The organism is Streptomyces sp. NPDC005784 (genome assembly GCF_042871525.1).
In the GTDB taxonomy this organism is placed as follows: domain Bacteria; phylum Actinomycetota; class Actinomycetes; order Streptomycetales; family Streptomycetaceae; genus Streptomyces.
On record NZ_JBIAIQ010000030.1, the window covers coordinates 80538 to 103557 of the forward strand.

A 23020-nucleotide genomic window follows, 5' to 3' on the forward strand; every position below is an offset into this window, starting at 1 on the left:
AGCCGGGGGCTAGTTTCGTTCCGGGGGGTCTCACGCCGACCTACTGGACCGCTGCCGGCCCGAGGGAACGTGTGGCGCAGGCCCGCGAGTCGGGGTGCCGGGGTGTCAGCCCGCCGTGAGTCCCGTGAGTCCCGTGAGTTCCGTGGTCTCCGTGAGTTCCGGCAGTGGGAGCGTGTGCTGGGTCTGGAGGACCTTGGCGCGCAGGTAGCGGACGTTGTGGGCGGTGGTGAAGACGCCCGTCGGGACACGGCGGGAGACCGTGATGCCGAGGTCGCGGAGCTGCTCGGCCTTGTCCGGGTTGTTGGAGAGCAGGTCGAGGGAGTCGATGCCGAGGGCCCGGAGCATCTGGGCGGCCGCCGTGTAGTCGCGGTCGTCCTCGGGCAGGCCGAGAGCCGCGTTGGCGGCGTAGGTGTCGAGACCCTGGTCCTGGAGGGCGTACGCGTCGAGCTTGTTGTAGAGGCCGATGCCGCGGCCCTCCTGGCGCAGGTACAGCAGGACACCGCCCCGGTCCGCGATCTGCTCCACCGCCTCGCGCAGCTGGGGTCCGCAGTCGCAGCGGGCCGAGCCGAACACATCGCCGGTCAGGCACTCGGAGTGCAGCCGCACCAGTGGGTTCTCGCCGGGCTCGCCGAGGACGACGGCCAGGTGCTCCTTGTTGTCGTCGAGGCCGTGGAAGGTCACGAGTTCCGCGTCGACGGAGTAGCCGTCGCCGAAGCGCAGGGGCACGCGGACGCGGGTGCGCACGGTGGCGGTGGGGTGGTCGCGCATCTTGTCTCTCCGTCCAGCGGGTCCGTACGAGATTGTGCTTCAGATTTGAAGCACTGTCTCGGGAGGAGACCCTACATCTGCTTCAAACTTCAAGCAATGGGGTTCACGCCTCGCGCGCGTCCTTCACGAGGAGCAGGAACGCCGCCGCCACGGCAGATCTTCCCCGGCCGCCCCGGAATTCCCGTCCTGGATCGCCCGTGTGATGGTTCCGCAGATCTCATCCAGCTGTTCCACCTGCTCAGGCGTCAGATGGTCGAAGATCGCCGTTCGCACCGTCTCGACGTGTCCCGGCGCCACCCGCTCCAGGAGGGCCAAGCCCTCGTCGGTGAGGACGGCCATGTGCCCGCGCTTGTCGGTGGGGCAGCCCTCCCGGCGTACGGTGCCGTCCTTTTCCAGCCGGGTCACCGCGTACGTCAGACGGCTGCGGGTGATTTTCTGGGCCTCGGCGAGGTCGGTCATCCGCAGCCGCCGGTCCGGTGCCTCGGACAACTTGGCCAGGATGGAGTAGTAAAGGTGGGGCATCCCCGCCTCGGCCTGCAGTCGGCGGTCGATGGCGTCCTCCAGGAGGGAGGTCGCGGAGAGGTACGAGCGCCAGGCGCGCTGTTCGGCGGCGGAGAGCCAGCGGGTCGTCATGAGACCAGTCTAGGTATTGTTTAAAACTTGAACCACTGTGCCCGTGTGACCGGAGGATGCGTCCCGATGCCCCGTCCCTACGTCCTGCTGTCCGCCGCCGTCTCCCTCGACGGCTTCCTGGACGACATCGGCCCCGAGCGGCTGCTGCTCTCCGGCCCGGCCGACTTCGACCGGGTCGACGAGGTGCGGGCGTCCAGCGACGCGATCCTGGTGGGCGCCGGCACGCTGCGCACGGACAATCCACGGCTCCTGGTCAACTCCGCCGAACGACGTGCGGCCCGCGTCGCCGGCGGCCGTCCCGAGTACCCGCTGAAGGTCACCGTCAGCGGTTCCGGTGATCTCGACCCGCAGGCGCAGTTCTGGCACACGGGCGGCGAGAAGGTCGTCTACACGACGGACAAGGGCGCGCCGCGGGCAGCCGCCCTGCTGCACGGCCTCGTCGGCGTCGACGTCGTCCCGACCGGGCCCGACCTCGACTGGCGTGTGCTGCTGGAACACCTTCACGACGTACGGGGGGTGCGCCGCCTCATGGTCGAAGGCGGCGGGAAGGTCCACACCCAGCTCGTGCGCGAGGGACTCGCCGACGAACTGCAGCTCGCCGTCGCCCCCCTCTTCGTCGGGCAGCCGGACGCGCCGCGGCTGTTCGGGCCCGGCGCGTATCCCCTGGGCCGGCTGCGGCTGGTGGAGACACGGCCCGTCGGGGACGTCGTGCTCATCCGGTACGTCCCCACCGCGCCCGGCACCGGCCCCCTCGCCTCCGCGGCGGACCGGCGCTGGCTGGAGCTCGCCTGCGAGCTGGCGGCACTGTGCCCGCCGTCGAAGACCGCGTTCAGCGTGGGCGCCGTGGTGGTCGCGGCCGACGGGACCGAGCTGGCCCGGGGCCACTCCCGCGAGGGCGACGACCCCGTCGTGCACGCGGAGGAGGCCGCCCTCGCCAAGATCGACCCCGCCGATCCGCGACTGGCCGCCGCCACCGTCTACAGCAGCCTGGAGCCGTGCGCCCACCGCGCCTCCCGGCCCGCGCCGTGCGCCCGGCTCATCCTCGACGCCGGTGTGTGCCGGGTCGTCACCGCCTGGCGCGAGCCCGACACCTTCGTCACGGACGCAGACGGGAACGGGCTCCTCGCCGCCGCGGGCGCCGACGTCGTCGTCCTCCCCGAGTACGCGGACCGGGCCAAGGCACCCAACGGGCATCTGCCGGACCAGCCGCTGAAGCGGTGCGTTTAAACGTGTGTGCTTCGGGTCCCGCGGATGGCGTACACTGGTCTTAACGACGCGGGGTGGAGCAGCTCGGTAGCTCGCTGGGCTCATAACCCAGAGGTCGCAGGTTCAAATCCTGTCCCCGCTACTCAAGGCCAAGGGCCGGAACTCGGAAACGAGTTCCGGCCCTTGGTGTTTGTCCCCGGGCGGGTTTCCTCCGGCAGTCGGCGGCATCCCCCGGTCGGGCCACACCGGTCGCCCGCCGTCCGCGCTCCGGGTCTTCTGGACGGGTGGGGCAGCCAGGAGGTGAGCAGCGGACCGGAGAACTCCATGACCGGGCCGACGGGCCGTCGTCCGGTGGTGGCCGCGGGCCCGGGAACGCCGCGCCGCCCGCGCCGCCCGGTCCGGCGGGAGCGGGTTCCCGCAGGATCTTCTTCGCGCGCGCCTTCGTCCGCACCCTGCCGGCGCTGTTCGTGGCCGCCGGGATCCTCTACGACTACTTCACGCCGTCGGAATTCACCGCGGCACCCCTCTTCACGGCCGCACCCCTGGTCGCCGCGCCCCTCTACTCGCTGCGCGGCACCCTCCTCACCGGCGCCGGCGCCGTCGGCGCCGTGCTCCTGGTCCACTGTCTGCTCGGCATCGTCCTGCAGGTCGACGCGGTCACCGAGACGGTCACCGTGGCGACCGCCGCCGTCCTCGCCGTCCTCCTCAACATCGTCGTCCGGCGCGGTGACGAACGGCTCGCCTCCGTCCGGGAGATCGCCGAGTTCGCGCAGCGCGCCGTGCTGCCCGAGCCCGCGGCGCGGATCGACGGCCTCGATGTCGCGGCCCGCTACGAGGCGGCACAGGAGGACGCGTTCATCGGCGGCGACCTGTACGCGGTGCAGGACTCCCCGTACGGCGTGCGGCTGGTCGTCGGGGACGTACGGGGGAAGGGGATGACCGCGGTGGCCGCCGTCGCCGTGGTGGTCGGCGCGTTCCGGGAGGCGGCCGAGCAGGAGGCGGTCGCACGGCGCCTGGAGCGGGCGCTGACGCGCCCGGGCACCCTGCACGAGAGCCCCGACGCGTTCGAGGAGTTCACCACCGCCGTCCTGGCGGAGATCCCGCCCGACGACGACGTCGTCCGCATCGTCAACCGCGGCCATCCGCCGCCCCTGCTCCTGCATCCGGACGGCACGCTCGTCACGCTCACCGCCGAGCCCTTCGCGCTGCCGCTCGGGATGAGCGAGCTGGGAACCTGGCCCGACCGGGCGGTGCAGAGCCGCTTTCCGCGCGGGGCGATGCTGCTCCTGCACACCGACGGGCTCTCCGAGGCCCGTGATTCGCGCGGGAAGTTCTACGATCCGGCCGCGTGGCTGGCCGGACGGGTCCTTCCCGGCCCCGAAGCGCTGCTGACCGCCCTCTCCGAGGCGGTCCGCCGGCATACGGGCGCGCCTTGACGGACGACATGGCGCTGCTCGCCGTCCGGCGCTTTTGACGCGTGCTCGTCGACGGGTGTTCGTCGAGGGGAATTCCGCAGAGCTCGGGAGGCCCTTCGCGCGCAACATGTACAGCCTTTTCAGCCGCGGTCACGAACGGTGACCGGACCGTCTCCCTCCGCATAGAAACTGACATACCGTCAAGGAAACCCGTGTCGACGGAATAAGGTCAACTCGCCCGTTTTTCACCGCTCATGACCCCAAAGTCCTGGCCAAAAGCCGTTAATGATCAGTCCGAACAGCTTGGAATTCGGTGCCTGGGTCTATTAACGTTCGATAACGCAGCGCGGTCGTTACAGCCGTCACAAGAGGTGGCTCCGTGCGCACGCGCCGAATCCCGCAAGGGAACCGGGGAACCATCAACTTGGGGTGAATCGAGCGTATTCCGCCGTGGGAACGCGGTGGCTATACGCGCGTAGGAGACCTTCCTGCTCCGAACCCGTCAGCTAACCCGGTAGGCGGCAAGGAAGCAAAGGAGTGCGCCCACGTGGCATCCGACCGGCCCGCTCAGCCGACCTCGTTCGCGCCGAATGACACGCATACCTTCGGCTACGGCAAGGACGAGGGCCCCTGGGAGGAGTGGAACCCCACCGAGGATTCCGTTCTTCCCGTCCGCGGCCGGCACCGCACGGGCAAGCAGCGCGGCGGAGGACTCGCCCGCAGCTCCACGGTTCTCGGCGTCGGCGTCATAGCCGCCGTCGGCGCGGGTGGCATCGCCAGCGCCGCGCCGGGCAAGCCGCCCGTCTCGATCTCGCTGCCCGACCTGTCGTCGGTCACCCAGTCCGCCAAGGCCCTGATATCGGACGGCGGATCCAGCGCCCCCAAGGGCTCCACGACTCCGCTCACCAGCGCCGGTCTGACCAGCGCCGACGCGGCGCAGGGTGCCACGGACGCGGGTGAGGCGCTGCGCTCCCGCATCATGCAGCAGGCCCAGTCGCAGCAGAACCAGGCCGACAGCGCCACTCAGCAGGCAGCCCAGACTGCCGCCGCCAAGAAGGCCGTCGCGCTTGCCGCCAAGCAGCAGGACGACGCGGAGGCCAAGGCCGCCGCCGCGAAGCAGAAGGCGGAGGACGCGGCCAAGGCGAAGGCCGAGACCGAGCGCCTCGCCGAGCTCGCCAAGAGCTACTCGCTGCCGACCTCCTCGTACACCCTGACCTCGCGCTTCGGCGAGGCCGGCTCCATGTGGTCCTCCGGCTACCACACCGGTCTCGACTTCGCGGCGCCCACCGGCACGCTCATCAAGGCGATCCACAGCGGCACCATCACCGAGGCCGGCTGGGCCGGATCGTACGGCTACCGCACGATCCTCACCCTCGACGACGGTACGGAGCTGTGGTTCTGCCACCAGTCGTCGATCAGTGTCAGCGTGGGCCAGAAGGTCGCCACGGGCGATGTCATCGGACGCGTGGGCGCGACGGGCAATGTCACCGGGCCGCACCTGCACCTCGAAGTGCACCCCGGCGGCGCCGCCACCGGCATCGACCCGATGGCGTGGCTCCAGAGCAAGGGCCTCAACCCCTGATCCGTACGGGCTCCTGAGCCGTATGAGCCGTACGGCGTCCGACGCGGACGGGTGTGACCCCTGACGCGTGCCGTACGCGTGTCCTCCCCGATCTCCGGCGGTCCTGACGTCATCCCCCCGACGTCAGGACCGCCGGTCATTCAGACGCGGACGCTTGCGCGCACCGGCCCGTCCCGGGTGAGTCCGGAATACGTGCATCCGGCACGGGTGTTGACGTCGTACATGACTTCTCTTCGCAAGCTCGGTTCGTCCGACCTCGAGGTCTTCCCGCTCTCCCTCGGCGGCAACGTCTTCGGCTGGACGGCCGACGAGACCCGGTCCTTCGCCGTGCTCGACGCCTACGCGGCCGCCGGCGGCAACTTCCTCGATACCGCCGACTCCTACTCGGCGTGGGTCGAGGGCAACGAGGGCGGCGAGTCCGAGACCATCATCGGCAAGTGGCTGAGGACCCGCGGCAACCGTGCGGACATCGTGGTCGCCACCAAGGTCAGCCAGCACCCCGCGTACCCGGGGCTGTCCGGTGCCAACATCAAGGCCGCGGCCGACGCGTCGCTGCGCCGCCTGGGCACCGACCACATCGACCTCTACTACACCCACTTCGACAAGCCCGAGGTGCCGGTCGACGAGATCATCGGCGCCCTCGACGAACTGGTGAGGGCCGGCAAGGTGCGGCACATCGCCGCCTCCAACATCTCGCCGGAGCGGCTCCAGGAGTCCCTGGAGTTCTCCGACCGCGAGGGCCTCGCGCGGTATGTCGCGCTCCAGCCGCAGTACAACCTGGTCTCGCGCGACACCTACGAGGGCGCCCTGCGGGACGTCGCCTCCCGGGCCGGTCTGGCCGCCGTCCCGTACTTCGCTCTCGCCTCCGGTTTCCTCACCGGCAAGTACCGCCCCGGAACGACGGTCGACTCGCCCCGGGCGGCGGGCGCGGCCAAGCACCTCGGTACGGAACGCGGGCCGCGGGTCCTCGCCGCCCTCGACGAGATCGCCGGGGCCCATGGCGTCGCGGTGCCGACGGTCGCCCTCGCCTGGCTGGCCGCACAGCCGACGGTCGGCGCGCCGATCGCCTCAGCCCGCACGGTGGAGCAGCTCCCGGCGCTGCTGGGGGTCGCGGACCTGGTGCTGACGGACGAGGAACTGACGCGGCTGTCGAAGGCCTCGGCGTAAGCAGGGGCCGTGCCGACGGCGCGACACCGCCGGTGAATGACGGTGGTGCCCCGCGCCGGGGTGGCGTCTTCCGGGCCTGCCGGGGCCGCCGTTCCGCGCCTACGTGCGGTACGGGTTGTACGCGGGATACGGAGCCGGCGCCGACGCCTGTGCCGGTGGTCCGTATGGCTGCGCGGGCGGGGCGATGTACCCGTATCCGTGGGCCGGCCAGGGCGGTGGCGCGGGCAGCGGTGTTGTCGCGCGGGCCGCGTAGGCGAGGGCCGGACGGGCGATCTCCCGGCGGCGCCACAGTTCGGCGAGCAACTCGCGCTCCCGTACGACGAAATCGGCGCCCGCCCGGCCGCTGCGCCCCCGGCGGCGCAGGAACGCGAGCGAGGTCGCGTACGCCTCGTACTCCGCCACCGAGCGTGCTGCGGTCCTCCCGAAGTGGTGGCCCGCGTACTCGCGGGCGAGCCGTCGTGCCCGCATCGAGCCGAGGGCCCACGGTTCGGTCGGGCCCAGCCACCCGGCGACGGTGTACGCGGGCAGCTCCGTGCGCACAGTGTGCAGTTCGCGCTGCCGGGTCCAGACGACCAGCCAGGTCAGCAGCCCGAACGCGGGCACCATGAACGCGGCGTACACCCCGAAGAACCCGAACTCGCCGAAGTCCGACGAGCTGTTCCAGATCGCGTGCATGCCCATCGCGAGGAGCAGTCCGGTGAGCGGGAGCAGCACACGGCGCACATGCTGGCGCTCGGCGGACAGCGCCGCGACGCCGAACCCGATGCCGGTCAGCACGGTGAACAGCGGATGCGCGAAGGGCGACATCACCACGCGGACGAAGAAGGTCGCGGCGGTGACGGAGGTGAGCCCGCTCTCCCCGCTGAGCTGGTCGGAGCCGAAGGCGGTGCCGAGGTAGAGGATGTTCTCGGTGAACGCGAAGCCGGTGGCGGTGATCCCGGCGATGACGACACCGTCGACGATCCCGGTGAAGTCCCGTCTGCGGAAGAGGAAGACCAGCAGGACGGCCGCCGCCTTCGCCGACTCCTCGACCACGGGCGCTATGACGGTGGCGCCGAGCGTGTCGGCGCTGGACGGATCCGCGGTCGCCATCGCGATCCACCGGGTCGCGAAACTGTTGGCGACGATCGCTATGAGCGCGGCCGCGCAGGCGCCCCAGGCGAAGGCGAAGAGCAGGTTGCGCCAGGGGCCCGGCTCGACCCGGTCCAGCCACCGGAAGGCGGCTACGAGCAGCGGCACGGGGAACACGGCCAGTCCGAGGCCGACCAGGAAGCCCTCGGTTCCGGTCTGTTCGCGGACGAGGGCGAGGATCACCAGACCCGACATCGAGAGCAGGGTGATCAGCGCTCCGTACCGGACCCATCTGCGCTGCCACCAGTGCGGATGTATCGGCGCACGTCCGGCGGGGCCGCCGGGCTGTGTCGGGTACGGAGGATGGATGGCCACGGCATTGACCCTAACGAGGGAGGGCGTGGCCCGCGAGAGTAACCGGAGGTCACGGGAATTCCCGTGGGACGCCGGAGGGTGTGTGCGGGTCAGTCGCCCTGAGTGTGCTGGTCTCGATGCTGTACGCGCCGGAACAGGAGGTCGTTCACCACATGACCCTTGTCCAGTCCCTGGCCCTCGAAACGGGTGAGGGGCCGGAACTCCGGACGGGGCGCGAAACCGCCGTCCGGCCGGGTGTTCTCGAAGTCGGGGTGCGCGCTCAGCACTTCGAGCATCTGTTCGGCGTACGGCTCCCAGTCCGTCGCGCAGTGCACGAGCGCGCCCGGCTCGAGACGGGTCGCGGCGAGATCCAGGAACTCCGGCTGGATCAGCCGCCGCTTGTGGTGCCGCTTCTTGGGCCAGGGGTCGGGGAAGTAGACGCGCAGGCCGTTCAGGGACGCGGGCGGGAGCATCTCGCGGAGCAGGATGATCGCGTCGCCGTTCGCGACCCGGACGTTGGTCAGGCCGCTCCGCTCGGCGAGGTTGAGCAGGTTGCCCTGGCCCGGGGTGTGCACGTCCACGGCGAGGATTCCGGTCTCCTGGTCCTCGGCCGCCATCTGCGCGGTGGCCTCTCCCATGCCGAAGCCGATCTCCAGCACGACGGGGCCGTCCGTCCCGAACAGTTCCGCCAGGTCGAGCGTCCGCTGCCCGTCGATGTCCAGGCCCCATTTGGGCCACAGCCGCTGCAACGCGTCCGCCTGCCCGGTCGTCACCCGGCTCCGCCGCGGCTGGAAGCTCCGGATCCGCCGCTCGAAGTGCGAGCCGGCGGGATCCGCCTGAGGACCGTCGGGGAAGCGGGGCCCGCCCTTGGCGCGGTGGTGACGCGGCGGGCCGTCCTCGGCGGAGGCGGGCCGGGTCTCTTCGGTGGAGTCGAGGAAGTCAGACACAGTGGGGTCGATTTTACGGGCGCCGGGGTGCGGGCCGGCCCCCTCGTGGTGGCGGGGGCCCGGGGGGAGCCCTGGTGACGCCGGGTGCCCCTGACACCTGATGCCCGTCGCTTGTCGCCGAGCGCCTGACCCTGGCGCCGGACGCCGGACGCCGGACGCCGGACGCCGGACGCCTGTCGCGGGGTGCGGGGGCCGGCCCCCTCGTGGTGGCGGGGGCCTGGGGGCAGCCCTGGTGACGCCGGGTGCCCACGACGCCTGACGCCTGTCGCGGGGTGCGTGGTGCGGGGGCCGGCCCCCTCGGGTGGCGGGGGCCTGGGGGCAGCCCTGGTGACGTCAGGTGCCCCTGTCGCCCGATGCCCGTCGATTGTCGCCGGTCGCCGAACGCCTGAACCTGGCGCCGGTCGCCGGTCGCCGGTCGCCGCTCGTCGGTCGTCGGACCCGGACGCCGGACACCTGTCGCGGTGCCTCGTCGTGGTGCCGGGAGGCCCGTGACGGTGGACGGCGGTCCGTCGCGGGCCGGGCGGGCGGCCGTCGGGCGGCTCATCGTGATGATGAGTGGGCCCTTGCGGCGCCGGGTGCCCGGTCGCAGTGCGGGCGGGTCGGTGGTGGTGGGCGGTCCCTTGCGGCGCCGGGGTCCAGGAGTGGCCCGTCGTCGCCGGGTGGGTCGCTCAGGCCGCTGCCAGGGCCGCCAGGGCACGGCGGGCGACCTCCCGGCCGATCGGCAGGGAGGCCGTGGCCGCGGGGGACGGTGCGTTCAGTACGTGCACCGTCCTCGGGCCCTCCTTGATCAGGAAGTCGTCGACCAGGGTGCCGTCCCGCAGGACCGCCTGGGCGCGGACCCCGGCGGCGGCGGGAATCAGGTCCTCCGGGGTCACCGCGGGCAGCAGCCGCCGCACCGCCTCCGTGAACGCGGCCTTGGACAGCGACCGGCGCAGCTCCCCGGCTCCGTAGCGCCAGTGCCGTCGCGCTATCCGCCAGGAACCCGGCCAGGACAGGGTCGCGCCCAGCTCCCGGGGCCGGACGACCCCCCACCCGTATCCCTCCCGGGCGAGCGCGGGCACCGCGTTGGGGCCGATGTGGACGCCGCCGTCGATGCCCCGGGTGAGATGGACGCCGAGGAACGGGAACGCGGGGTCCGGAACCGGGTACACCAGGCCCCGCACCAGCTCCGGCCGCGCCAGCGTGTAGTACTCGCCGCGGAAGGGCACGATCCGCATTCCGGGGTCGTCCCCCATGAGCCGGGCCGTCTCGTCGCAGTGCAGTCCCGCGCAGTTGACGAGCACCCGTCCGCGGACGATCGTCCCGTCGGACGTGCGCACGGCGACACCGAGGCGGGGGCGGCGGTCGGCGCGCACCACGTGCGCCCCGTACCGGATCTCCGCCCCGGAGGCCTCCGCGAGCCTGCGCGCCACCGCCACGAAGTCGCAGACGCCCGTGGTGCCGACATGGATGGCGGCGAGGCCGCGGACCTCGGGCTCGTGCTCGGCGAGCTGGGCGGGGCCCAGCTCCTTGACCGGAATGCCGTTCTCCCGGCCGCGCTGCACCAGGCTGTGCAGCCGGGGGAGCTCCGACTTCTCCGTCGCGACGATCAGCTTGCCGGTGACGGCGTGTGCGATGTCGTACTCCGCGCAGAACTTGACCATCTCGGCGGCGCCCCGCACCGCGTACCGCGCCTTCAGGGAGCCGGGGCGGTAGTAGATCCCGCTGTGGATCACCCCGCTGTTGCGCCCGGTCTGGTGCCGGGCGGGCCCCCGCTCCTTCTCCAGCACCGTCACCCGGGTGCCCGGCGCCGCGCGCGTGATGGCATACGCCGTCGACAGGCCGACGATCCCGCCGCCGATCACCAGCACATCGCAGTCGTACGCGCTCCGCATCTGCACCACCTCCCGGCTTCGATAGTGCACTGCGCCACTGACAATGCCCTCAAACCCGAGAACCGCGCCCCGCGCTTTTTTTGCGCCGCGGGGCCGTGGCGCCCTGTCCACCCCGGACCCGTCGGTTCTGGGCCGGCGCCGTCAGCCTCTAGGCCGGGGCCATCAGCAGCGGACGCGCCCGCTCCCGCAGCTCCACCACGCGCGGTTCGTCGCCGTAGGGCTCCAGCCGGTGCAGCAGGTCCTTCACATATTCGGTGGTGCGCGCGGAGGAGATGCGCCCCGCGACCTCCACCGCTCGCACGCCCTGCTCGCACGCCGCGTCCAGGTTGCCGGACTCCAGTTCGGCGACCGCCGACACCACCAGGCGCAGTCCGTGCGAACGCACGAACTCCTCCGTCGGCTTCGACAGCGCCTGTTCGGTGAACCGGCGTACCTGGCGCGGTGCCTTCAGGTCGCGGTAGCACTCGGCGGCGTCGGCCGCGAAGCGGTCGTACCCGTAGAAGCCGAGCCAGGACGGGTCGTTGTCGCCGTCACGGGCCCGTTCCAGCCAGCCCTCGGCCGCCTTCAGCGCCGCGCCGGCCGCCTGGGCGTCGCTCGCGCGCGCGTGGGCACGTGCCTCGACGAGCCGGAAGAAGCTCATGGTGCGGGCGGTGGCGAGTCCGCGGTTGCGTTCCAGGGCGGCCTGGGCGAGGTCGACGCCCTCGTCGCCGAAGCCGCGGTAGGTCGCCTGGAGGGACATGGACGCCAGGACGTAGCCCCCGAGGGGCACGTCGGCGGCCGCGCGGGCCAGCCGCAGCGCCTGGATGTAGTAGCGCTGCGCGGCCTCCTGCTGGCCCGTGTCGAAGGCCATCCAGCCCGCGAGACGGGTGAGCTCCGCCGACGCGCCGAACAGCGCTCTGCCGACCTCGTCGGTGTACGAGCCGAGCAGCAGGGGTGCCGCCTCGACCCGCAGGCACTCCGGCACCATGGACGAACGCCAGTCACCGCCCCCGTACTTGGAGTCCCAGCGCCTGGCGTCCTCCGCCGCCTCGCGGAGCTTCAGCACATCGCTGTGGCCGACCTTCAGCGGTGCTCCGGAGCCCTCACCGGGGCTCACCTCGCGCGCCACCGAACTGTCGGCCGGGGTTATCAGCCAGCGTGAGGCGGGAGTCGCGTAGGCGCTCACGGCGAAGGAGCCGGCCAGCGACTGCCAGATGCCGCCGCCGGCCCGGCGCCCGGCGAGGTCGAGGCGGTACAGCTCCGTCGCCGACCGCACCGCCTGCCCGACGTCACGGGGGAAGGCGAGGCCCACTTCCGGCGCGGGATCCGCGTCGGCCAGCCCGATCTCGTGGAGCGGCACCGGACGGCCGAGCTTCTGGCCGATGGCGGCCGCGATGAGGTGCGGCGCGGCGCCCTGCGGCACCATGCCTTTCGACACCCAGCGCGCCACCGACGTCTTGTCGTAGCGAAGAGTCAACCCGCGTTGAGCGCCAAGATCGTTGACGCGACGCGCGAGTCCTGCGTTGCTGATTCCCGCGAGGGCGAGAACGGCGCCGAGTTTTTCGTTCGGCCCGCGTTGCTCCCTGGACATGCGCCACCCCTCGACACAGACGGCTGCCGCAATGGCATAACCACGCGGCATTCGTAAACCCAGCGTAGTTCGCCCGATCCCCAGCGTTAAGGGGCGTACGTCCGGTTGGCGGGATTGTGGTCCGTACGACTGTACGGACTGTCGCGGCGTGCTCCTGTTGTGTGGCCGTGCGCCCGTCCGTGCGCTCTTCTCCGGCCACGGTGGGGAGCGCTTCCATGGAACGTGCGTGGGTCGGCCCGCTGTACTGGATCCAGTGGGCTGGGGGACACCGCCGCCTACATCCCCGCGGGCGGCGGACCGGTCCGGGAGGCGAACTCCGCCTCCCGGACTGTGCGTTGCCGAAGCGGTGCGCAAGGCCTGTACGGAGCGTGTCCGCGCCTGTCCGTCCATCACCGATTTGGCCGAAAATCGATGGCCACCCCTGAGGGTGATTAGGGCTCCCACCACGTCAGTTGAGGGCGCTAAGGGCGTCCTGAGGGAGCGTATCGGGGGCGCATTCGCGTCGACCCGTTGGGGGTCGGGTGATGCGGGAGAGGTGGTCGCGGGGGGCGTCGGCGCGCAGGTCGGGTGTCGGCGGGCGCGTCGGCCGCGTTGTCGGCCCGGGTGCCGGACCGGCCGCCGGTCGCGTCGACAGTTGGGTGCCGCGGGGTGCCGGGAGCCTTCTCCGCGGCCGAGTTGATGTCTCGTTGCCTCGCGTTGCATCCGATCGCTTCGCACGCGGTGTCGGGGCGGGTGACGGCGGTGTCGTGGTCGCCCTGCTCCGTCAAGCGGCGGGTCAACTGCCGGGCGGGGGACGGTTCAGGGGTTGTTCGGCGACGGATCGGCGGCGGCTCGGGGGTGTTCGGCGGCAGATCGGCTGCGGTTCCTGGGCCGTTCGGGGGTGATTCCCCTTGGGTGCGCGCGGTGGCACCCGAGTGCCCCAACAGGCCCTGCCTGCACGGCATTTGCCGGTTGTGCGGCCGTCTCGCGGCGGCGCGGACGTTCGCACGGGGGCGCACTTCGGGGAGCACAAGCCGCCGCAGGAACCCTCCCACACGCCTCCTTCGTGGCAGCATGGTGCCGAGTTCGTACGGTGCACTGGTTGTCCACAGCCTGTGGAGGCGGCGATGCGATGGTTGGTGGGGTGGAGCAGCACCGTCGCCAAAGCGTCCGCGATCGGCTCGGCGGGCGCCACGGGGAACGACGGCGAGACCGTGCACCCGGTGGGTTCCCAACTCCTGTGGGGCGATCCCGATCCGCTGTGGGCCGTCGGCGACTGGCGCCCCGACGAGGTCCGCGTGGTGAAGGCCGACGCGCAGAACCGCATCGCCGTCCTCGGCATCTGCGGTGCCTCCGACGAGGAACTGCGGGTCGGACTGTTCGCCGCGCGCGGCGGAGCACTTCGCCATCTCACCAACTGGTCCGGCAGCTACACCGCGGTCGTCCAGGTCGGCCGCCGGGTGACCGTCTGCGGTGATCTCGCCGGCGCGCGGCCCGTGTTCTACACCCCCTGGGCGGGCGGTACGGCCTACGCGACCGCCGCGCTCCCGCTCGCCGACCTCATCGAGGCCAACCTCGACTTCGGGCACCTGGCCGCGATGCTCGCCGCCCCCGACGTACCGGCCGCGGTGCACGACTCCACCCCGTACGAGGGCGTGCGCCGCATTCCGCCGGGACACACACTCATCCTGAGGGCCGGGGCGCGCGAGATCGCCGGGTACGAGCCCGTCGCCTCCCTCGCCGTCGCCGCGCCCACCGCCGATCCCACGATCGCCGTGGACGCCGTACGGGACGCCCTCGTGGAGGCCGTCCGCGCACGCCTGTCCGCTCCCCGCCATGTGCCCGGTGCCGATGTGGACCCCGGGCCCGTGCCCGGAATGGGACCCGCCGAGCGGCGCGCCGCGCGCGGGACGCCGGTGCCGGGCATCGGAGCCGACCTCTCCGGAGGGCCCGCCTCGGGGACCCTCGCACTGCTCGCCGCAGGGCTTCCCGGAGCGCCCGGCACGGTCCTCGGACACGGCACCGGCGCCGGGGAACGGCTCCTGGCGGTGACCTTCAACGACCTCGCCGTGCGGGGACGCGAGGCGGAACTGGAGCGGGCCGGGACGCTGGCCGCGAATCCCCGGCTGCACCACGTGGTCGTCACCGGAGGCGAGGAGACCCTTCCCTACGCCGACCTGGAGGGGCCGCTGACCGACGAGCCGGGGCCGTCCCTGGTGACGGCGGCACGCCACCGCGCGCGGCTCGCCTCCGGCAGCGCGGACCACTTCACGGGCTACGGCGCGCGGCAGGTGCTGGACGCCCATCCGGCCCGCCTCGCCGACCTGCTCATGGACCGCAAGCGGCGCCATCTGGTGCGGCCCGTCGCCGCGTTGACGAAGGCCGACGGGTCGGTGATGGTCCCCGCGCGCGTTTACGGCGCGGCGCGCAAGCTCGCCCGTACGCCCTACCGCACCGGAGTCGACGTCCTCGCCGAGCAGCTGCTGCAGCGGCGGTTCGAGGACCCCGGAGGTGCGGTGGGCGCGTCGCTGGCCGCGCTCAGCTGGGCCGGACCCGGGCCCGCGGCGCGCTGGCTGACCGGGGAGGCGCTGGCTGAAGTATCGGTTCGCCTCCAGGCCGGCGGGGGGCGGCCGAACGTCGGTCCCGGGCAACGGCCGGGGGACTTCCGCGCGCGTGCCGCGCTGGCCCGCCACGCGGCGGACGTACGCGTCCTGGAGCAGGCCGCCGAAATCCGCTTCCAGCGGCTGCACACGCCCTTCCTGGACAACCAGGTCGTCCGGGCGTGCCGTGCGTTGCCGGAGGCGCTGCGGGTGCAGCCGGGGGCGCGGGGGGCGATTCTGCGCACGGTGCTGGAGGGGGCCGGTGTCGCCGAGCTGCCTCCCGGGTGGGGGGCGCCGTCCCACGCGTCCTCCGCGGCGGCGGCCCGTACGGGGCTGCGGGTGGCGGCCGATTCCCTGATCTCCCTGTTCGACACACCGTTGCTCGCGCAGGCGGGGCTGGTCGAGGCGCGAGTCGTCCGCAAGGCGCTGCGCGCGGCCGCGGAGGGGGCACCGCTGCCCCTCGACGGGCTGGCCGATCTCGTCTCGCTCGAACTGTGGCTGCGGCGGTTGCTGGCCCGGCGCGGGACCTGCTGGACGGGCACGCCGGCGCGGCAGCGGGCCGTTCCTGCAGGGATCGTTCCGCAGGGGAGGGCGTTGGGGGCGGGGGCTCAGCGGGCCTGATCCCTTCGGGCGCCCGGCTCCGGTTTCGACAGCGGGGCAGGATTCAGCCCCTCCGGCGTTCGAGGAGCGGGGTCCGGGGCGGAGCCCCAGGTACGGGAAGGGCAGGGGCGGAGGGGGCGAAAAAGGCTGTGGCTGTGCCGGGGGCAGGGGGACTCGGGAAGGTGAGGGCGGTCGTGGTGGGCTCGCCGGGGTAACGCGGTGTCCTCGCCGGGGTGAGACGGTGAGAATAGGGGCGTGCGGTACAGGATTCTGGGGGTTGCCCAGGTAAAGGACGACCGGGGGGCCCTGGTCACTGTGGGCGGCCCCCGGGTACGCGCGCTGCTCACGGCCCTGGCCTGCCACCCCGCCCGCACGATCACCCCGGACACCCTGATCGACGAGGTGTGGGCGGACGATCGTCCCCAGGACGCTCCGGCCGCGCTGCATGCACTGGTCGGCCGCCTCCGCCGGGCCATCGGGAAGGACGCGGTCGCCTCGGAGGCCGGCGGCTACCGGCTCCGGGCCGCCAAGGACGACGTGGACCTGTTCGTGTTCGAACGGCTCGTCACGGAGGGCAGGACCGCGCTCGACCACGACGACGCCCGTACCGCCGCCGCCCGACTGCGCGAAGCCCTCGCCCTGTGGCGCGGCCCCGCCCTCGCGGACCTCCCCGACCGCACCGCCGCGACCCGCCCGGAGGCCCTGCGTCTGGAGGCGACGCGCAGTCGCGTCGAGGCGGACCTGCGACTCGGCCGCGCCTCCGACGTCGTACCGGAGTTGAAGGAACTGACGACGGCCCACCCGTACGACGAGGCGCTGCACGTTCTGCTCATCCGCGCGCTGCGCGAGACCGGCCGCGGCGCCGACGCGCTGGCCGCGTTCGAGGACGTGCGCCGTGGGCTGATGGACGGTCTCGGCGCGGATCCAGGGCCCGAACTCCGGGCCCTGCACGCCGCGCTGCTGGACCCGTCGGATGCTCGCGGGCCGCAGGGGCCCCGATCCGGCACGGGTGCTGCCGCGCCGTCCGGGCCGACCGCCGGTCTCAGTTCCGGGGACCCCTCCCGTGCTCAGCGAACCGGGAACATTCGTCCCCGTTTGAACTCGTTCGTCGGGCGGGAACGCGAGCTCGGGGCCATCCGTTCGGATGTGCAGGGGGCACGCCTGGTCACGCTGACCGGACCAGGTGGTTCGGGAAAGACCCGCCTCGCCGAGGAAGCCGCCGCCGGGCTTTCGCGGGCGTGGCTGGTCGAGCTGGCCCCGCTCGACCGGCCCGAGGCGGTCCCGGGCGCGGTGGTCAGCGCCCTCGGTCTGCGTGAGACCGCGCTGATCACCAACGAGATGGCGGTTCCGCAGGACGACCCGGTCGCCCTGCTCGTGGAGTACTGCGCCCCGCGCAGCGAGCTCCTGATCCTTGACAACTGCGAGCACGTCATCGACGCGGCGGCCGAACTCGCCGAGACGCTGCTGACCCGCTGCCCGGGGCTCACGATCCTCGCCACCAGTCGTGAACCCCTCGGCGTCCCAGGCGAGTTGGTGCGCCCGGTCGAGCCGCTCCCGCCCGATTCCGCGCGCCGCCTCTTCATGGAGCGGGCCTCGGTCGTCCGCCCCGACGCCGGCACCGCGCTCCACGACTCCGCCGCCGTGGACGAGATCTGCCGACGGCTCGACGGCCTGCCGCTGGCCATCGAGCTGGCCGCCGCCCGGCTGCGGCTGCTCACCCCCCGGCAGATCGCCGACCGGCTCGACGACCGTTTCCGGCTGCTCACCTCCGGAAGCCGTACGGTGCTGCCCCGCCAGCAGACCCTGCGTGCCGTCGTCGACTGGTCCTGGGATCTGCTCGACGAGCGGGAGCGGACCGTGTTGTGCGAGGCGTCGGTGTTCGCGGGCGGCTGGGACCTGGCGGCCGCGGAGGCCGTGTGCACGGGTCCCGCGGCCGACCTCATCGGCGCGCTCGTCGACAAGTCCCTCCTGGTCGCCACCCCGGACGGCATGGTCGGCACGGCGGCCATGGACGGTACGGCTGGAACATGCGGCGGCGGATACGGCGACGGGTACGGCGAACACGGCGGGCGTGGCCGGCACGGCGGAGAGAGCGGCGGCCGGAGCGAGGGCAGTGGGGAAGGCGGCGGTGGCACCGGGACCGCGGGGGGCGCGGGGACCCTTGAGGACGGTGCCGGCGGCGGGATGCGCTACCGCATGCTGGAGACCATCCACGAGTACGCCACCGAGCGCGCCGCTGAAGTTCCCGAACTGCGCGCCGCCGCCGAGCGGCGCCACCGCGCGTGGGTGCGCGCCCTGACGGAGGAGGCCGAGCCCCAGCTGCGCTCCGCCGGCCAACTCCCCTGGATCCGGCGCCTGGAGACCGAGCTCGACAACATCCGGGCGGCCCTCCACCGCACGCTCGCCGCCCATGACGAGGAGGAGGCGGGTGCCCTGGTCCTCGACATGGGCTGGTTCTGGTGGCTGCGCAACTTCCATCGCGAGGGCGCCGAATGGACGGAACTCGTCCTGAGACTGGGCGCGTTGCTCGACGCGCCGGCCGGGGACCGTGCGACGACCGCCGGCGACTGCGCGACGGCGACCGGCGGCGACACGGGCAGCGGCAGCCAAGCCGGCAGTGGCAGCCATGGCGTCGGTGGAATCGGTGGCGGTGGCCGAAACGGCATTCGCGGCGGTGGCGGTGGTGGCAGTGGGCTTCATGGCGCGAGCAGTGGCCGTGGTGGCAGCGGGCCTCATGCCGCGAGCGGTGGCGCGTCGACCGCCGCCGGCCCGGAGACCGCCGTCGGTGTCGCGTCCGCCGCCGGTGAAAGCCTTTTCTCCGAGCTCGAGGGCGTAGATCCGGTCGGCGCACTTCTCGATCATCCCGAGCGCGACGAGCGGCACCCGCTGCGCGCCATGCGGATGCGGCTGCGCATGCTCCACCTGTTCATGAAGGTGGACGTCGTCCCGCTGGACGAGTGGGGGGACGTGCGGTTGCGGGAGTACGTGGGGCGGGTGCGGGCCGCCTTCGAGAAGGGCGGTCCGGACGCGGCGCGCATGCCGGGGATCATCTGGCCGATGGCCTCGCACTTCCTGGGCGATCCGGACGACGCACGGCCCGCGATGGACAAGGCGGTCGCCAACTGCCGTGAGTACGGCGGCGAATGGGAGATCGGTGTCGCCCTGATGTTCCATACGCACGTGGCCGTCGACGCCCCGGGCGGTATGCCCGGGGTGGACGAGGACCTGGCGGAACTGCGCGGGCTCAGCCGACGGGTGGGGGACCGCTGGATGCGGGCCCAGGTGTGCAGCGCGGCCGGTGAGGCGGCGATGGCGCGCAGCCGGTTCGACGAGGCGAAGGGCGAGTACGAGGAGGCGCTGCGACTCGCCTACGAGGTGGGGGCGTACGCCGAGGTGCCGTTCCTGATGGCGCGGCTGGCCGAGATCGCCTACCGCGCGGGCGAGCGGTCCGTGGCCCTGGCCACCCTGGACGAGGCGAGCGCCGCAGCCGACCTGTACGGGGTGATGGATTCCCGGGCGTTCGTCCATCTGCTGCGCGCCCAAGTGGTCCTGGACGACGGGGACGTCGCCCGCGCGCGCGAACTGTGCGAGAGCGCGCGTGAGGAGAGTCGCCGGGGCACTCCGCCGCCGCAGTTCATGGCGGCGCTGGACTGGGTCGACGCCATTGTCACGGCCGCCGAGTCCGGCCCTGCGCGGGGCCTGCGGAAGCTGAACGCCGCGCTGCGGGACGCGATGGACGGGCGGTGCGCCGACGTGGTGGCGTCGGGCCTCGTCGAGGTCGCGGCGCGGCTCCTCACGGAGGTGGGCGCCCACCCGGTCGCGACCCGGCTGCTCGCCGCCGGCACCCGCTGGCGCGGCGGGGATCTGCGTCCCGCCCGTGAGAGCGCCGAGGCCCGGCGCACCGAAGCCGCAGCCCTCGCGGCGCTCGGCCAGGACCGCTACGACTCTGAGCGCGCCCGGGGGGCCGGCTATACGCAGGAGGACGCGCTGAGTGACTTGACCGAGGCGCTCAAGGAGTTCCCCGCCGAGTAGGTGTCATCGGCACAGGAACTGTCATCGGCACAGGAACTTCGACTCGGCCCAATCCCCCAGCGACGCCGAGTCGAACGGGCTGTGGGGTTCGACGACGAGCCGGATCGTCCGGTGGCCGGTGAGGTTCACATGGACGGGGACCGCCCGGTCGCCGCCCTCGATCAGCGGCGACTGCCACAAGGGGGACCCGTCCGCGTAGACGGAGAACCGCACCTTGCCCAGGCCCAGCATCAGGTCGTCGACACCGACCATCGCGTCGTACGAGCTGCAACTGCGGTTGAACTCGATGGTGACGGAGGACCGGCCGTGGACGGTCACTCCGGGCGCGTACCGGGTGTCCGCGATCCTCATTCCGTCGCGCTGCCAGACCCAGCTGCTCTCGCCCAGCCTCATCTCCGGCTTGGTGTGGTCGCCGATGACGTCGTACTCCAGCTCGCTCCACTGGTAGACGACCGGGGCGGGCGGGGGAGGCGGCGGGGCCGGCGTGGGCTTCGGGCCGGCCTTCGTCGGGGTGGGTTTCGGCGGCTGAGCGGGAGTCGGAGCCGGAGCCGGTGTGGGGGGCGGGCTCGGGCTCGCCCTGGGTGTCGGCTTCGGGGCGGGCCTCAGCCCCGGTTTGAGGGGCGGGGTCGGCGCCGGCCTGTGAACCACCGTCGGTGGACTGGGCGCGGGGGATGTCCTGGGCGGAGTCGGCGACGGCACCGGCGCTTCGACGGCGGGTGAGGCGGCCGGTCCTGCCTCGGGCCGCCGGGCGGGGCTCTCGTTGCCGACCAGGGCGAGTGCCACCACCGCAGCGGCCACCGCGACGACACCCGCCGCGACACCGGCTTTGACCGGCGCGCCGATCCCCTCGGAAAGCGCGGCGCCGCCTCCGGCGCTCGCCCCACCGGAGCCGCCGCCCGCCGCGGCTGCCGCGCCCGCGGCTCCCGCTCCGGCGCCACCGGCGATGAGCGCGACGGCCTTCGCGTATCCGGCGGCACCGAACCAGCCGATGACCGCGACCGGCACGACGGCGGGGATCCCGCCGGCTACTTCCTTGATCTGGCCGGCGGCCAGGCGGCACCTGGCGCACTCCTCCAGGTGCTTGCGCAGCCCCCGTTCGGCACGGGTGCGCAGGCCGCCCCGGGCGTAGGCGCCGAGCCGGTCGGCGTAGCGCGCGCACTCCTCGTCCATGGTGAGCGTGGTGCTGACGTGCGCCTGGAGGTAGGCCTGCTTGAGGCCTTCGCGGGCGCGGCTGGCGAGCACACGGGTGCCGTTGGCGTCGAGGCCGAAGAGCGTGGCGACCTCGCTCGGGGACTCGTCCTCGACCTCGGTGTGCCACAGCACGGCCTGCCAGCGCTCCGGCAGCGAGCGGAAGGCCCGCATGGCCATGGACTGCTCGGCCTCGTGCATGGCGCGTACGTCCGCGCCGAGGTCGAGGGTGTCGCCGCCGGAGATCTCGGATCCACGGACGGCCTGTGCGGCGAACACCGCGAAGTCGTCGACCAGTTGCTCGCGTCTGGCCGTCTTCGTCCAGTTCGCGGCGACCCGGCGGACGGTGGTGAGGAGATACGCGCGCACGGCGTGCTCGGGGCCGCTGCCGCCGCGTACGGCCTGGAGCATGCGGGCGAACACCTCGGCCGTGAGGTCGTCGGCGGTGTGCGAGTCGCGGCAGCAGGTACGGGCATAGCGGCGGACGGCCCCGGCGTGCCGGCGGTACAGCTCCTCGTACGCCGTGTCGTCGCCCGCGCGCATCCGTTCGATCAGACCGGCGTCGGGGGGCGGCAGGTCCACCGGGGGCACCAGGTCCGGCTGGGGCACCAGGTCCGGCGGGGGCGGCAGAACGCTGCCCTCGCGCCGATCCCACCGGTCGCGCTGCGAAGGTACGCCGGGGTCGGCCGCGTCACCGTCCGGGTTTCCGCTCTCCGGGCTTCCACCGTGTGGGCTTCCACCGTGCGGGCCGCCCTGGCTCGGTACCTGCCCCGACGGTGGGCCGCCGGTTTCCGTGCCGCCGTCGGCGCCACCGTCACCGAGTGACTCGTCCCGCCCGTCAACGCTCATCGCGGAAAGCCCCCGCCTGCACACTCGGACCCGAATACCGGGACAGATTGCCACAGGCTCCCCGATCGGAGCCTCCTCGTACGGACCAACCACTCGTCCGAGGGGAGTTATCGCTCAGCAGTACTAACTGTCACTTGTTCGGGGAATGCTCAACGGTCAACCGTCGCCGCATGCGGGGAAGTTGCCGTTCTGCTTTGAGGTGACGCGGTGAAGGCATGACGGCACAGGTGCAGGGGTGCAAGGCGGCATGAACGAGAGAGGCTCCCGGTACGCGAGTGGCATCGCACCCACGCCCGGGAGCACCCGTGTACTCGGAGCACCCGCGTACTCGGAACAGTTCGGTCCGGTTCACGCCGGACGCGAGCGCAGGCCCTCCAGCAGGATGTCGAGGAGCCGGGCCGAGGCCGCCGCCTGCTGCGCCGCGTCCGGCAGCGAGGGTGCCGCCGTCGCGATGACCAGCAGGACGTCCGCCACGGTGACATCCGCGCGCAACTCGCCCGCCGCGCGCGCCCGGTCGACGAGTCGGCCCACCACTTCGAGCAGCGCCGCCGCGCCGGCGTCGTCCACCGCGGCGATCACCGGCTCGTCCTCGGGAGCGGGTCGCTGCTCGACGAGCCGCAACTCGGGCGCGAGCTGGGACCGCTGCTGCGGCACCCGTGCCTCGTCCGCCTCGGGCTCGTCCTCCGCGACGCCGACCCGCAGCACCTGCGGCGGCAGCAGCCGTCCGGCGCCCGAGGCCACCGACGTCCGCAGGAAGCGCGAGAGCGCCGACCACGGCTCGTCCTCCTGGCCGAGCGCGGCGCGGGCCTGGTCGGTCAGCCGGGAGGTCTCCTCCTCGGCTATCCGGCGCACCAGGACGTCTTTGCTCGGGAAGCGCCGGTACACCGTGCCGACACCGACCCTCGCGCGTCGGGCGACGTCCTCCATCGGCGCGCCGTACCCCAGCTCGCCGAAGACCTCGCGCGCCGCGCGCAGTACATGTTCCAGATTGCGCTGTGCGTCCACACGCAGCGGCGTCGTGCGCGATCCGTCCACCGGACCGCGGCCGTTGCCGCTCGTCGCCGCGCCGATCGCACCACCAGGTGCGATGGCCGACGCGGAAGACCAATGAGAGTCCTGAATGTGCATAAGCGTTCCCCCGGTAATGACGTCTCCCCCCGGAGACACTCCCCGCCATCGACAGAC

General features: G+C 72.7%; 13 protein-coding genes, 1 tRNA gene, 1 pseudogene and 1 riboswitch. Of the genes and pseudogenes, 7 read left to right on the forward strand and 8 right to left on the reverse strand.

What is annotated here, in order from left to right; genetic code table 11:
- Positions 1 to 105: 105 nt before the first annotated feature.
- On the reverse strand, positions 106 to 768 hold the full coding sequence (gene ribA, locus ACFYR3_RS34010; RefSeq protein WP_389285771.1) for a GTP cyclohydrolase II: 663 nt from the start codon (positions 766 to 768) through the stop codon (positions 106 to 108).
- A 123-nt stretch (positions 769 to 891) separates the two neighbouring features.
- The gene (locus tag ACFYR3_RS34015; protein ID WP_355852867.1) at positions 892 to 1401 is read right to left on the reverse strand and encodes a MarR family transcriptional regulator; all 510 of its coding nucleotides are present in this window, start codon (positions 1399 to 1401) and stop codon (positions 892 to 894) included.
- A gap of 66 nt (positions 1402 to 1467) precedes the next feature.
- Between ACFYR3_RS34015 and ACFYR3_RS34020 the strand changes: the two genes are divergently transcribed.
- The 5 genes and pseudogenes from ACFYR3_RS34020 to ACFYR3_RS34040 all read left to right on the forward strand — a co-directional run bounded on the left by ACFYR3_RS34020 (position 1468) and on the right by ACFYR3_RS34040 (position 6771).
- Complete coding sequence (locus ACFYR3_RS34020; protein WP_389285773.1) at positions 1468 to 2628, forward strand: dihydrofolate reductase family protein; 1161 nt, start codon at positions 1468 to 1470, stop codon at positions 2626 to 2628.
- A 47-nt stretch (positions 2629 to 2675) separates the two neighbouring features.
- A tRNA-Met gene (locus tag ACFYR3_RS34025) sits at positions 2676 to 2749 on the forward strand.
- A 142-nt stretch (positions 2750 to 2891) separates the two neighbouring features.
- Positions 2892 to 4081: pseudogene (locus ACFYR3_RS34030) on the forward strand (PP2C family protein-serine/threonine phosphatase).
- Between the two features lie 319 nt (positions 4082 to 4400).
- Positions 4401 to 4558: riboswitch (cyclic di-AMP (ydaO/yuaA leader) on the forward strand.
- A gap of 11 nt (positions 4559 to 4569) precedes the next feature.
- On the forward strand, positions 4570 to 5604 hold the full coding sequence (locus ACFYR3_RS34035) for a M23 family metallopeptidase (protein ID WP_355852861.1): 1035 nt from the start codon (positions 4570 to 4572) through the stop codon (positions 5602 to 5604).
- Between the two features lie 222 nt (positions 5605 to 5826).
- Positions 5827 to 6771, forward strand: a complete 945-nt coding sequence (locus tag ACFYR3_RS34040) for an aldo/keto reductase (protein ID WP_355852858.1) — start codon at positions 5827 to 5829, stop codon at positions 6769 to 6771.
- Positions 6772 to 6870: 99 nt separating this feature from the next.
- On the opposite strand, the gene ACFYR3_RS34045 is transcribed toward ACFYR3_RS34040, so the two are convergent.
- The 4 genes from ACFYR3_RS34045 to ACFYR3_RS34060 all read right to left on the reverse strand — a co-directional run bounded on the left by ACFYR3_RS34045 (position 6871) and on the right by ACFYR3_RS34060 (position 12587).
- A complete protein-coding gene (locus ACFYR3_RS34045) occupies positions 6871 to 8217 on the reverse strand; it encodes a PrsW family intramembrane metalloprotease (RefSeq protein WP_355852856.1) in 1347 nt (448 codons plus the stop codon).
- Between the two features lie 89 nt (positions 8218 to 8306).
- Positions 8307 to 9143, reverse strand: a complete 837-nt coding sequence (gene trmB, locus ACFYR3_RS34050) for a tRNA (guanosine(46)-N7)-methyltransferase TrmB (RefSeq protein ID WP_355852853.1) — start codon at positions 9141 to 9143, stop codon at positions 8307 to 8309.
- Positions 9144 to 9811: 668 nt separating this feature from the next.
- Positions 9812 to 11017: an L-2-hydroxyglutarate oxidase gene (lhgO, locus tag ACFYR3_RS34055; RefSeq protein WP_355852850.1), complete on the reverse strand. Its 1206-nt coding sequence runs from the start codon at positions 11015 to 11017 to the stop codon at positions 9812 to 9814.
- A gap of 148 nt (positions 11018 to 11165) precedes the next feature.
- On the reverse strand, positions 11166 to 12587 hold the full coding sequence (locus ACFYR3_RS34060) for an MFS transporter (RefSeq protein ID WP_355852847.1): 1422 nt from the start codon (positions 12585 to 12587) through the stop codon (positions 11166 to 11168).
- Positions 12588 to 13693: 1106 nt separating this feature from the next.
- Between ACFYR3_RS34060 and ACFYR3_RS34065 the strand changes: the two genes are divergently transcribed.
- Positions 13694 to 15787 (forward strand): asparagine synthase-related protein, encoded by a 2094-nt coding sequence (locus ACFYR3_RS34065; protein ID WP_355852844.1) that lies wholly within the window; start codon positions 13694 to 13696, stop codon positions 15785 to 15787.
- Between the two features lie 234 nt (positions 15788 to 16021).
- On the forward strand, positions 16022 to 19798 hold the full coding sequence (locus tag ACFYR3_RS34070; protein ID WP_389285777.1) for a BTAD domain-containing putative transcriptional regulator: 3777 nt from the start codon (positions 16022 to 16024) through the stop codon (positions 19796 to 19798).
- Positions 19799 to 19819: 21 nt separating this feature from the next.
- Here ACFYR3_RS34070 and ACFYR3_RS34075 read toward each other — a convergent pair whose 3' ends face one another.
- Together ACFYR3_RS34075 and ACFYR3_RS34080 are read right to left on the reverse strand one after the other, a co-directional pair.
- Entirely contained in the window at positions 19820 to 21835 is a 2016-nt protein-coding gene (locus ACFYR3_RS34075) for a sigma-70 family RNA polymerase sigma factor (RefSeq protein ID WP_389285779.1), read from the reverse strand.
- A gap of 348 nt (positions 21836 to 22183) precedes the next feature.
- A complete protein-coding gene (locus ACFYR3_RS34080) occupies positions 22184 to 22963 on the reverse strand; it encodes a helix-turn-helix domain-containing protein (protein WP_355858667.1) in 780 nt (259 codons plus the stop codon).
- Between the last annotated feature and the right edge of the window lie 57 nt (positions 22964 to 23020).